The 12402-nt window shown below is 71.5% G+C and carries 10 protein-coding genes; 7 read left to right on the top strand and 3 right to left on the bottom strand.

The genetic code is table 11. The features are described 5' to 3' along the window. Positions 1–4 precede the first annotated feature (4 nt). The 6 genes from ACIRR8_RS13035 to ACIRR8_RS13010 all read left to right on the top strand — a co-directional run bounded on the left by ACIRR8_RS13035 (position 5) and on the right by ACIRR8_RS13010 (position 7266). Positions 5–2155 (top strand): hydantoinase/oxoprolinase family protein, encoded by a 2151-nt coding sequence (locus tag ACIRR8_RS13035; RefSeq protein ID WP_404062923.1) that lies wholly within the window; start codon positions 5–7, stop codon positions 2153–2155. Between the two features lie 71 nt (positions 2156–2226). Continuing rightward, complete coding sequence (locus tag ACIRR8_RS13030) at positions 2227–2859, top strand: hypothetical protein (RefSeq protein WP_404062920.1); 633 nt, start codon at positions 2227–2229, stop codon at positions 2857–2859. Between the two features lie 8 nt (positions 2860–2867). Next, the gene (locus tag ACIRR8_RS13025) at positions 2868–4181 is read left to right on the top strand and encodes a TRAP transporter large permease subunit (protein WP_404062918.1); all 1314 of its coding nucleotides are present in this window, start codon (positions 2868–2870) and stop codon (positions 4179–4181) included. Positions 4182–4293: 112 nt separating this feature from the next. After that, on the top strand, positions 4294–5283 hold the full coding sequence (locus ACIRR8_RS13020) for a hypothetical protein (RefSeq protein WP_404062915.1): 990 nt from the start codon (positions 4294–4296) through the stop codon (positions 5281–5283). 169 nt (positions 5284–5452) lie between these two features. Beyond that, complete coding sequence (locus ACIRR8_RS13015) at positions 5453–6127, top strand: DUF5701 family protein (RefSeq protein ID WP_404062913.1); 675 nt, start codon at positions 5453–5455, stop codon at positions 6125–6127. Positions 6128–6435: 308 nt separating this feature from the next. Then, positions 6436–7266 carry an MHYT domain-containing protein gene (locus ACIRR8_RS13010; protein ID WP_404062910.1) on the top strand — a complete coding sequence of 277 codons (831 nt, stop codon included), beginning with the start codon at positions 6436–6438 and terminating at the stop codon, positions 7264–7266. 93 nt (positions 7267–7359) lie between these two features. Here the strand turns inward: ACIRR8_RS13010 and ACIRR8_RS13005 are convergent, their stop codons facing one another. After that, positions 7360–9177 carry a flavin-containing monooxygenase gene (locus ACIRR8_RS13005; protein WP_404062907.1) on the bottom strand — a complete coding sequence of 606 codons (1818 nt, stop codon included), beginning with the start codon at positions 9175–9177 and terminating at the stop codon, positions 7360–7362. Positions 9178–9360: 183 nt separating this feature from the next. On the opposite strand from ACIRR8_RS13005, the gene ACIRR8_RS13000 reads away from it, so the two are divergent. Continuing rightward, the gene (locus tag ACIRR8_RS13000; RefSeq protein ID WP_404062905.1) at positions 9361–10410 is read left to right on the top strand and encodes an SMP-30/gluconolactonase/LRE family protein; all 1050 of its coding nucleotides are present in this window, start codon (positions 9361–9363) and stop codon (positions 10408–10410) included. Between the two features lie 18 nt (positions 10411–10428). Here the strand turns inward: ACIRR8_RS13000 and ACIRR8_RS12995 are convergent, their stop codons facing one another. Beyond that, positions 10429–11028 (bottom strand): TetR family transcriptional regulator, encoded by a 600-nt coding sequence (locus ACIRR8_RS12995; RefSeq protein ID WP_404062902.1) that lies wholly within the window; start codon positions 11026–11028, stop codon positions 10429–10431. Between the two features lie 63 nt (positions 11029–11091). Beyond that, positions 11092–11826: a VOC family protein gene (locus ACIRR8_RS12990; protein ID WP_404062900.1), complete on the bottom strand. Its 735-nt coding sequence runs from the start codon at positions 11824–11826 to the stop codon at positions 11092–11094. Positions 11827–12402 lie beyond the last annotated feature (576 nt).

Below are 12402 nucleotides of genomic sequence, written 5' to 3'. Positions count from 1 at the left end.
CAGCATGACCTCGCAACCGCAGTCACAGGAACGGCCCCGCATACGCGTCGGCATCGACGTCGGCGGAACCTTCACCGACGCCGTGGCCGTCGACTCCGCCACGCTCGAACTCGTCGCCCAGGTCAAGGTCCCCACCAGCCACCACCACGAGGACGGCGTCGCGCACGGCATCGTCGAAGCACTCGACCGGCTGCTCAAGGACGTCGGCCGCGCACCCGAGGACGTCGCGTTCCTCGCCCACGGCACCACACAGGCCACCAACGCCCTGCTGGAAGGCGATGTCGCCCCGGTCGGCCTGATCGGCATCGGCACCGGCCCCGGCGCCCTGCCCACCAAGCGCCTCGCCGCACTCGCGAACCTCGAACTCACCCCCGGCAAACGGCTGCCGCTCCACTACGCCCACGTCACCGACCCCGACGACACCGCCGCCGTCCACGCGGCCGTCGCGGAGGTCACCGCCGCGGGAGCCCACGTCCTCGTCGCCAGCGAGCCGTTCAGCGTCGACCTGCCCGACGGCGAGCGGGCCGTGCTGGACGCCGCACGCGAGCACGGGCTGCCGATGACCGCCGCGCACGAGATCACCTCGCTGTACGGGCTCCGCAAGCGCACCCGTACCGCCGTGGTCAACGCGGCGATCCTGCCGAAGATGCTCGCCACCGCCGACCTCGTCGACCGCTCCATCGCGGCCGCCGGAGTGACCGCGCCGCTGATGGTGATGCGCTGCGACGGCGGTGTCATGTCGCTGGACGAGATGCGCAGACGCCCGCTGCTCACCGTGCTGTCGGGGCCCGCGGCCGGCGTCGCCGGTGCGCTGATGCAGGAGCGGGTCAGCGAAGGCGTGTTCCTGGAGACCGGCGGTACCTCGACGGACATCAGCGTCGTCCGCCGCGGCAAGGTCGCCGTCCGCCACGCCACCATCCTCGGCCGGTCCTCGTACCTCTCCGCGCTCGACGTCCGGACCGTGGGTGTCGGCGGCGGCTCCATGGCCCGGATCGCGGGCGGCAAGGTGCACGCGGTCGGCCCGCGCAGCGCCCATATCGCGGGCCTGCCGTACGCCTGCTTCGCCGATCCGGCCGACCTGGCCGACGCCCGCCTGGTCACCGTACGGCCGCTCGACGGCGACCCGGACGACTACGCCGTACTGGAAGCGGCCGGCGGCCGGTTCGCGATCACCATGACCTGCGCGGCCAACGCCCTGGGCCGGGTCCCGGAAGGCGACTTCGCGGCCTGCGACCCCCAGGTGGCGCGCGTGGCGCTCCAGCCGCTGGCCGATGCTCTGGGCACCGACGTGGCCGGCGCCGCCACGCAGCTCCTGGACGCCGGGGTGAAGCAGGTCAAGGACGTCACCGAGGCGATGATGCGCGACTACCGCCTCGACCGCGACACCGCCGTCCTCGTCGGCGGCGGAGGCGGCGCCGCCTCCGTCACGCCGCACCTGGCCGCCGACACCGGTCTGCCCGGCCGGATCGCGCAACACAGCGAGGTCATCAGCCCGATCGGCGTCGCCCTCGCCCTCGTCCGCGAGCAGATCGAGCGCATCATCCCCGGTGCCACGCAGGAGCAGATCCTCGGCGTACGGAACGAGGCCGAGGCGGCCGTCGTCGCCCAAGGAGCCGCGCCCGCCGCCGTGGAGGTCGAGGTCACCGTCGACCCGCAGACCAACACCGTACGGGCGGTCGCCACCGGCGCCACCGAACTGCGCACCCAGGACCGCACCCACCGCACCGGCGACACCGAACGGCTGGACGCGGCGGCCGCCAGCCTCAAGACCGACCCATCCACCGTCAAGGTCCTCGCCGCGACGCCTACGCACACGGTCTACGGCTCCGAACGGCACCGCCGCTTCCGCCGCACCCGGACCCCCGTGCGGGTCCTCGACGCCGACGGTGTGGTGCGGCTGCACGCCGCCGACGCCACGGTCGCCACCACCACCGTCGGCCAGGCGCCGGAGCTCCTCGCCGAACTGGTCCGCAACGCCACCTCGTACGGCGACGGCGGCGTCCGCGCCCCCGCGCTCCGGCTCCTCCTCGGCACCCGGATCGCCGACCTCTCGGGCGTCCTGGAGGCGGGCCCGCTGCTCGCCCTGGCCCGCAGCGAACTGCGCTCGCGCGCGGCGGACGAGCCGGTGGTGGCGGTCGTGGAGGTGCGCTCATGAGCGTACGGACGCCCCGGTCGCCGGCCACGACCAAGCCTTCCCCGCGTCAACGCGCCCGTAGGACGGCCCCGTTGACCGCCCTCGCCCCGGCCCGCCGTGAGGCGCTGCGCGCCGCGTGCGTCACGCTGGAGGCACTGGAGGACGCCGAGTTCGGCGTACGGCTGCTCGCCGGCACACCGACCCACGAGACACGCGACGAAGCGCTGCTGCGCCAATGGGCAGAGACCGCGACGGAGTTCGGCCGAGAACTGGCGGCGGCCCCACCACCGGCGGACGCCGCCGCGCACGCCACCCGGGTCGTCGAGACCACCGGCGGCCTCGACCGGCTGCTCCTCGCCCGGTACACCTCCCGGCCCGTGCCCACCGTCGAACTCTTCACCGACACCCTCGACCTCGGCGAGCAGCTCGTGGACGTACTCGGCTGGCGGGACCGCTACCCGACCGGTTCGCTCCGGGCTGCCGCCGTGGCCCACGAGCACGCCCACTGCCTGCTCCACCGCGACCCGCGGACCCGCCGCGCACTTCGCGACCGGCTCGGCCACACCGCCCTGCGGATCGGGCGCCTCCGCGTCCCCGGACACGTCGTCGGAGCCGACGAACTTGCCGCGCACGCCTACGCGGGCGCGCTCTGCGGCCTGGGCCGCTCGCCGCTCCTTCTCACCGCCGCGCTCGTGAGCGCGGTCCAGGCCCTCGGAGAGGACTGAGACCCGCCATGGGAATCGTCATCCTGCTGCTCATGCTCGCCGGTGTCGGGCTGATGCTCACCCGCAAACTCCCCACCGCCTTCGCGCTGGTGCTCCTCGCCGTCGCCATCGCGTTCGTCGCCGGAGCACCGCTCACCGGCGAGAACAGTGTTCTCGACACGGTGATCCAGCAGGGCGCGCCGGCGCTCGCCGCGACCATGCTCGCCGTGCTCATCGGCTCCTGGCTCGGCAAGCTGATGGAGGAGACCGGCATCGCCGGGACGCTCGTCCGCAAGATCGTCGAGTTCGGCGGCGACCGGCCGACCGTCGTCGCCCTCGGCGTCCTCGCCGTCTCCGCACTCATCGGCACGGTCACCGGCTCCGCGCCCGCGGCGATGATGGCGGGCATCATCGGCATCCCCGCCATGATCGCCGTCGGCGTGCCGAAGACCACCGCCGCCGGCACCATCCTCATGGGCATCGCCGCCGGGCTGCCGTTCGAGCTGCCTGTCTGGCAGTTCTTCTCCACCGCGCTGGAGCTGCCCATCGACACGGTGAAGGGCTTCATGATGAAGCTGTTCCCGTTCGCCGCCTTCTTCGCCGTGCTCTTCGTCCTCGTCGAGACCCGCCGCAAGGGTGTGGAGCACGCCTGGTCGCTGGCGTCCGCCGCCGAACGTTCCGGGGACGGCTCGAAGGGTGCGGGCGAGCGGCGCCGGAACCGGGCCCGGCGCATGGGAGACGCACCCTGGTACGCGCTCCTGGCTCCCGCCGTGCCGCTGGTCCTCGCGCTCGGCTTCGAACTGCCCATCATCCCGTCCATGCTCGCGGGCGTGCTGTGGGCGCTGGCGACCACGACCCGTCCGGGCCAGCTCAACAAGCGGCTCCTGCGCACGCTGTACGGCGGGTTCGAGGTGGCCGCACCGCCCATCGCGCTCTTCATCGCGATCGGCATCCTGCTCGCGGCGGTGAAGCTGCCCGGCGCCGTCGAGGCGCTGGACCCGCTGGTGAAGGCCGTCGCACCGGCCAACCCGGTCGTCTTCGTGGTGGTGTTCACCCTGCTCGTACCGCTCTGCCTCTACCGGGGCCCGCTCAACGTCTACGGCCTCGGCGCCGGAATCGCCGGCGTCCTGATCGCCGCGGGCATCTACCCGGCCGTCGCCGTGCTCGGCCTCACCGCCTCGTACAACCAGGTCTTCGGCGTCAGCGACCCCACCAGCACCCAGACGGTGTGGTCGGCGCAGTACTCCGGCGTCAGCCCGCACCAGGTCATGGTGCGCACCCTGCCGTACGTGTGGTGCGTCGCGCTCGGCGGCCTGATCCTCACCGCCACCACCCAGCTCTGACCGACGAGAAGACCACCATCACCCAGCTCTGACCGACGAGAACACCGCCATCACCCAGCTCTGACCGTACGAGAACACGTCCCGTCCACCCGCACAGAGGAGCCGTAACGCCATGACGCTCGACCGCCGCCTCTTCCTGCGCACCGCCACCGCCGGCGGCGCCCTGCTCGCCATCGGAGCCCAGGGCACCGCACCGGCCTCCGCCGCTCCCGGCGGATTCCCGAACTACCGCTACGTCCGCACGCTGCTGAAGCCGGGCCAGCTCGCGTACAACCCCACTGGCGAGATCATCTTCCCGTGCATCCGCGGCGTCTACGACAAGCTGAGCAACCCGCTCGGCCGCTACTACCTCTACTACGCGCCGCACGACGCGCCCGGCGGCATCTGCCTCGCCTACGGCAACTCGCTGGAGGGCCCGTTCACCGAGTACCGGGCCAACCCGATCGTCCGCAAGGACTGGTCGCCGCACTACAACGTCAGCCACGTCTCCTCGCCGCACGTCCTGTGGAACGCCGACGCACGCGAGCTGTGGCTCTACTTCCACGGCGAGAACAACACCACCCGCCTCGCCCGTTCCCAGGACGGCATCACCTTCAGGTACGACAAGACGGTCCTCACCACGGCCATGCTGCCGGCGGGCTCCCGCGAGGCCTCCTACGCCCGGGTCTTCCGCCACGACCTGCCGTCGCGGGGCGCGAAGTACGTGATGCTCTTCATGTGGAACCAGGCGGACAACCACCGTAACGTCGGCTGGGGCTGGTCGGCGGACGGCCGGAACTGGACCTTCTCCCAGCAGCCGCTCATCGACCACGCGGCGGTCGGCGCGGTGAACGTCAGCGGGCCGCACCTGCTGACCCGGGGCGGCAGCGCGTACGTCGTCTACCACACGGACAAGGGAAGCGGCGGGGACATCAAGATCACCGAGGTGGGCATGGACTTCTCGCGCCGCAACCACCTCGGTGTCTTCTACAACTCCGGCACCGCGGCCCCGGAGAACGGCCGTGCGGCCGCGCCGTCGTTCGGCACCGACGGCGGTGTGCCGTACATGATCTATGAGGCGGGGGAGCGGCTGTCGGGCGCGATCGCGGTCGCCCGCGGCTGAGGCCTCGCGCCTCACAGTCCCGAGGAGGGCGGGCGCGAAGGGGACGGGGGCATCATTCGCTGGCCGATCTTGTCCGAGCCGGTTCGTCGACGCAGACTCGTTCCACCTGCGCCGTTCGAGCCGATTCGTCCAGCGCAGTCCCCTTCACGCCACCGCTCCAGGGAGCATCGTGCCCGAGACCGCGCCCGTCACCTCCACCGTCCGTCCGGATCTCCCGGCCCCGCCCGCACAGGCGGAGCGGCTGATCGAGCTGGGGGTCCATGAGCTCGCCGGAGTGACGGCGGCTGAGGTGCGCGCGTTCGCGGCGGCCGCCGAGGTCTTCGAAGGCGCCGCCGGCAGCACTCTGCTCGCCGTCCACCCCGACCGCGTCCCCGCCTCGACCTTGGCACCGCTGCTCCGCCGCGAGGGCAGACCGGGCTTCGTCGTCGCCGACATGCCGGATGTCGATCTCTTCACGCCGCTGGAGGACCTCGCGCTGCCGGATGCGCCCCTTTACCTCCTCACCGGAATCGACCGCGGCGATCAGATGGCCAACTGGAGTCCGAACGAGGCGCTGCCCGTACTCGGCGAACAGGGACGCACTCCGCTGGTGCTGACCGAGGGCATCCACTGGGTGCTCCAGCAGCCGCCCGCTCTGGAGCGCAACCACTGCTTCATGACCATCGGCTCCCGGCTCCGCAAGGCCAACGGCGCTCTGGACGCCCGTACCCCGGCGATCTGGATCAGCAACGGCACCGGACGGGACGGCGGCGAGCGGCGGAACGCCCCGAAGGTCGGCTGGTGCTGGGCGGGTAACCGGCACACCTGGCTGGGCTTCGCCTCCGCGACGGGGCGTCGGCTCTAAGAAGGTGTGCGCGGACCTGGGACGGTCCTCGGGGGTATGTGGTTGAATCCTCAATGTCGATTGGCCGAAAATGATCGGTTCATCGGCATGGCCGGCCCTCGGTCGGTAGCGGCGGGCCGAGCGCACGGAGCGGGGGCATGACGCCCAAAGCTTGGGTGTCTGGCATGTCGGCATGTCCGACCGCCAGGTCACCATGCCTGCCAGAGGTCGCGCCACCGCTGCCACCTGTCCGAAAGTCCCACCCCCGCGCCACCGTTCGCGGTGGCAGTTCCGCGGCAACGTCCGACCGCTCGAAAGGGATTCCCGTCTTGGAAGCCACCGTCTCCAATTTCCACTACGGGGCCGTGACCCCCGTCGCCGCCTTCCTGATGGCGTGCCTCGGCGCGGCTCTGGGACTGCGATGCACCACCCGCGCGATCCGGCGCGCAACGAAGCGGGTCGGCTGGCTCGCTCTCGGCGCGGTGTCGATCGGCTGCGGCATCTGGACCATGCACTTCATCGCCATGGCCGGGTTCACCATCGACGGCATGTCCATGAAGTACGACTCCGGTACCACCGTGCTCAGCCTCCTGGTCGCGATAGCCGTGGTCGCCGTCGGCGTGTTCCTGGTCGGATTCCGTGGGCCGGGAACCGTGGTGCTCACCACGGCCGGTGTGTTCACGGGGCTCGGCGTCGCGGCGATGCACTACCTCGGTATGGCCGCCATGCACACCCCTGGTGACCTGCGGTACTCCGCTCCGACGGTGGCTCTGTCGATCCTCATCGCGGTGGTCGCCGCGACCGCCGCCCTCTGGGCCGCGGTGTCCGTGCACGGACTCGGAGCGAGCGTCGGGGCCAGCCTGATCATGGGTGTGGCCGTCACGGGCATGCACTACACCGGTATGGCCGCGGTCGACGTTCCGGCCGGCCACCATGGAGCCGGAACCCAGTCGTCCGCCAGCATGCTGTCGTTCCTGCTGGTCATGGTGGCCGGCCCGCTGGCCGCTCTCCTCATGTCCGCCGTGATCGTCATGTTCGACGGCGATGTCATCCTCGGCACCGACGAGCGGAACCCGCGCCTTGCCGCTCCGGCCCCCGCCGCCGGCCGCGCCGTCCCGGGCCAGGGCGGACCGACCTTCCACCACACCCCGGGAGCCTGATTCCCGCAGGGTGCCCCCGTCCGTATGCCACGGGGTCCCGCGACCTCGTGGTCGGTGGCATGGCCCGTCTCGGCGGGGGCTGTGTACGAGTCGTCAGCAGGGGGGCCGGCGCCTGCGGGTCGCCCTGGGCCGAAGGACCGCCTCCATGGATTCCCCGCGCCACCGTGCCAGCAGCTCATGGAAGGCGACCGCGCCGTGCGGGTAGGTGAAGGGGCCGTTCGGCCGGCCCCGGCCCTCGCGGTTGTAGTACCCAGGGGTGCATTCGGCGTGGAACCACTCATGGTCCGGCGCGTCCTCGGCGAGCGTGGCGATCCACGCGTCCTCGTCCTCGCGGGTCGGTTCGATGACGGAGCCGTCGGCTTCGGCTGCGGCGATCAGGGCGGCGGCGTGGACGGCCTGCTCGTCGAGGATGTGGGTGAAGTTGACGCTGCTGGCGTTGTGGAGGGTGCCCATCTGGATCAGGTTCGGAAACCCGTTGCTCGTGAAGCCGTGCAGCGTACGCGGGCCCTCCTGCGCCCACCGGTGCAGCAGCTGTTGCCCGCTCCGGCCGTGGACCGGGAGCTTGCCGGAGAGGATGCCGGAGGTGCCGACGGAGAAGCCCGTGGCGAAGATCAGGCAGTCGAGTTCGTACGTCGCGGCGCCGACGACGACACCGTGGGCGGTGACGCGTTCGATGCCGTGGGTGTCGGCCGTGTCGACCAGCGTGACGTCGGGACGGTTGAACGCCTGGTAGTACGCGTCCGAGAAGGCGGGGCGCTTGCAGGCGTACCGATACCAGGGTTTGAGCCTCTCCGCCGTGTCGCGGTCGGTCACGGACTCCTCGACGCGGGCGCGCAGCTCGTTCATCTTGGCGGCGTCGGCCACCTCGTACGCGGTCTCGAAGGCCTTGCGGTCGCCCTGCCGCCGGAAGCTCGGCAGGAGCTTCTCCAGGAGGACCGCCGACCGGGTCCAGCTGTCCGCCACCAGATCGTGTCCGGCCGGCTCGCCTGAGACGATCCGCAGGTAGTTGTCGCGCCGTTCGCGCGCCCATCCATCGTGGTCGGCGCCGACGTCCTCGGCCGTGGTGCGGCGGTTGGCCCGTACGTCCACGGTGGAGGGGGTTCGCTGGAAGACGGTGACGTGCCCGGCGTCCTCTGCCAGCAGCGGAATGACCTGGATGCCGGTGGCTCCCGTGCCGACGACGCCCACGCGCTTGCCCGCGAGGCCGCTCATGCCGCCGTCCGGGGTGCCGCCGGTGTAGGCGTAGTCCCACCGCGAGGTGTGGAACGTATGGCCGGCGAAGTCCTCGATGCCGGGTATCCCGGGGAGCTTCGGCTCGGAGAGCGTGCCGGTGGCGGTGATGACGTACGTGGCCCGGAACGCGTCCCCGCGGTCGGTGGTCACGAGCCAGGCCTCCGCCGTCTCGTCCCAGGCCAGGGAGGTGACCGTGGTGGAGAAGAGAGCGTCCGGCCCGAGGGTGAACTTCTGCGCGATCCGGACCGCGTGGCGGCGTATCTCGTCACCCGGGGAGTACTTCCACTCCGGTACATAGCCGGTCTCGTCGAGCATCGGCAGGTAGACGTGCGACTCGATGTCGCAGTGGACACCCGGGTACCGGTTCCAGTACCAGGTGCCGCCGAAGTCACCGCCCTGCTCAACGATCCGGATGCGCTCCACGCCCCGCTGCCGTAACCGGGCTCCCGCCAGGATGCCGCCGAACCCGCCGCCGACCACGGCGACGTCGACCGCGTCGCGTACCGGCTCACGCTCGGCCGGCTCCGTGTACGGATCGGCGGCGTAGAACCCGAACTCGGCTTCGGTGGGACGGTATTGGCGCACGCCGTCGGGACGTACGCGCCGCTCGCGTTCGAGGTGGTAGCGCCGCCAGAGCGCCTCCAGCTCCTCGGGAAGCGGTAGGTGACGATCCGTCATCGGGTGCCTCGATCCTGCCGGTCGGACCGCCCGGAGTGAACGGCCATCGGCTACGGTAGCAACAACCGGACGGTGGTGTCCGGTTGGAATGCGGGGACAGTACGGCATCCGGCCGCAGCGTGTGAAGGTGAGCTGCCCGGGCGGCGGCACCCGCACACAGCGGACAGGAAGAGTGGTTCCTCCATGCGTCGACTCCCGCCCCGTAACCTCGTCGCTCTCGCCACGGCCGGCCTGCTGGCACTCGCCGGATGCGGTACGGAGACAGGCGGTCCCAGTGGCCCGTCGGCGGCCGGTGACACCGTCAGGACCATCCGGGCCCAGAAGGTCATGCAGCTGACCCGGACCCACGAGGAGACCGGAATGACCCTGCTGGAGGGCCCGGCCTTCCATCCGGACGGTGACCTCTTCCTCGTCGACGTCACCGCGCCCGAGGGCCGGCCCAAGGTCATGCGCGTCGACGTGAGGAGGAAGACGGCCCGGTCCGTCCACACCGATGGCCGAGGCGCCTACACCTCGGCCCAGTTCAGCCCCTACGACGGGCGGCTCTACCTGACCGACTACGCACACGGCGAGATCGTGAGCCTCGCACCGGAGGGCGGCGATCCGCGGACCTTCTTCTCCGGCGAGGTCGACGGCGCACGGATGAACCCCGACGACATCGCCTTCGACAAGGCGGGTCACCTGTACGTCAGTGACTCACGCGGCCTGTCGGAGGGGACGGAGCACGGGCGGGCGGTACGTATCGACCGCGACGGAGGAAAGGCGACCGTACTGGCCGACGGCCTGGCCGCGACGAACGGCATCTCGTTCGACGAGGCCTACCGGGGTCTCTGGATCAGCGAGCTGACGCAGAACCGGATCTCCTACCTCCGTCTCGGCGCAGGCGGCGACACCGCCCCCCACCTGGGCGCAAACGGCGACACCGCCTCCCGGCACACCGCGATCCGCGTCGACGGCGGCGTCGCCCAGACCGACTCGATCGCCGTGGACGCGGACGGCAACCTCTACCAGGGCCTCCACGGCAGGCCGGCGCTTCTCGTGTACGACAGGTATGGCGAGCGGCTGGCGACGGTCGAGGTTCCCGCCCGCGCCGAAGGGCTCGACTCGGCGACGAACGTGGCGATCACGCCCGGCGGCACCAAGGCGTACATGACCGTCAGCGGCCCGGCCGGCGGATACCTCTACACCTTCGACGCCTTGGGAAAGGGCACCTGGCAGTCGAACGGCGGCTGAGAGCACACGCGCCCGCGATCACCCGCCGAAAGGCCGTACCGGCCCCACCTCGACACCGAGCAGCCGCCACGCCGCCAGAGCCCGGCGCTCCCGCTCCGCACGGGTCGGTCCGGTCACGGCGCCCGAGACCATGGCGACCGCGAGCATGAGGTCGTCCTCCGCCCCCGCCAGCCGATGGCCATCCCTCACATGACCTCGCAGACTGCGCGCGACCCGCTCGGACAGGGCGGAGGCGTGCGCGTGGACGCCGTCGGCCGCCCGGCCGCCTGTCCGGTCGGCGTGCAGCAGGCCGATGAAGGCCGCCGACTCCGTCAGATGCCACGTCAGCACACCGAGTACACCGGCCGCACTCGCGCCCGCGACAGCACCCGCCTGCTCGACCTCTCGTACGTTCTCCTCCAGCACGGCGTTCGCCAGGGCGGCCCGGTCCGGGAAATGCCGGTACAGCACGCCCTGCCCGACGCCGGCCCGGCGGGCGATCCCGGAGAGCGGGGCGTCCAGGCCGTACTCCGCGTAGACCTCGCGCGCGGCGGCGATCAGGGCCGCCCGATTACGCGCGGCGGCCTTCGGCCCGTCGTTCGCGGGCCGTCGCTCCTGCGCGGTGGGGTGCTGCGTCACGTCGGAAGGGTACCGGCCGGGTCGGCCGGGCCTGTTGGCCGCCGACCCGGGCTCGGCGGTTCGCTATCGCCGAGGGCTCTGCACGAAGAACTCGTTGCCGTCGGGGTCGAGCATCAGCACGCGGCTGTCGTCACTCTCGTCTCCCTCGTCGCCCACGGGGAGTGTCGCCCCGAGCGAGACCAGACGATCGATCTCCGCCTCCCGGTCGGCGCCGGAAGGGTGCGCCAGCTCGAAGGAGAGCCGGTTCGGGCCCGTCTTCGGCGCCACCGGCGGACCGCCCCAGGTGATCTTCGTACCGCCGTCCGGCGACTGGATCGCGGTCTCCTCGTCCTGGTCCCAGACCAGAGGCCACCGCAGCGCCGCGCTCCAGAAGTACCCGACCTCCCGCGTACCGTCGCAGGCCAGCGCTCCGATGAAACCGGTGTCGGCGAGGAACCTGTTGCCCGGCTCGATCACGCAGAACTCGTTGCCGTCCGGATCGGCCAGCACCACATGCCCCTCTTCCGGCTGCTGGCCCACGTCGATGTGCCGCCCGCCGTACTCCAGCGCCCTGGCGACCGTCTGCTGCTGATCCTCCGGTGAAGCGCTGGTGAGGTCGAAGTGCGCGCGGTTCTGGCCGGTCTTCGGCTCCTGGCCGGGCAGAAAGCGGATGCGGAACCCGGTGCCGCCCGGGGACAGGAGTGCCGCGCCCTCGTCCGCGCCTCCGGCCACCTCCCAGCCGAGGACCCCGGACCAGAACCGGGCCAGCTCCGACGGCCGGGTGGCCCGGAAACAGATCGCGAACAGCTGACTGGTCATACCCCGTGCGTCTCCGATCCACCGCCGACCGGTCCGGCCCGGCCACGCGACGCGGAGCCTAGGGGGTGCGGTGGTCTCCCCGCATCTGGGTTTTCAAAATGAGATGCGTCGGCTGATCGTGGAGGCGGTTGACCGCCTTCGGGACCTCAGCCCTCGTCTCCACACCCTGGACACGCGGCGCGAGGGCGCTTCGTGGTCGAACACTTGGCACACTTCACGGTTTCCGCCATGGCTACCACCCACCATTCCACCGGGGTCTCGGAGCCTGCCGAGCATAGCGCCCATGAGGGCACATACAGGTGGAAAACCTGAAACCCATCCTCACCTCGGGCCTCGGTACCGCAGGCCCCGCCGTGCGCCGAGCACCAGTGCGGGGTGCTCGGCGACGACAGGCCGCAGGGCCGGGTCCCTGCGACGAACAGGGCTTTCGCCGACAACATCCAGCCGCCTCCGCCACCCGCGCACCCGCCTCCGCGACGAGCCACCCGGGTGGCGGGCCTGCGCTCATCGAGGCAGCCGGCCCACCGCACTCGGCGTAGGGAGTCCTCCGCCGCCCCGCACCCTTGACACCAGGAC

Source organism: Streptomyces sp. NPDC101178 (genome assembly GCF_044767965.1).
In the GTDB taxonomy this organism is placed as follows: domain Bacteria; phylum Actinomycetota; class Actinomycetes; order Streptomycetales; family Streptomycetaceae; genus Streptomyces.
This window is presented reverse-complemented; position numbering and strand designations above follow the sequence as displayed.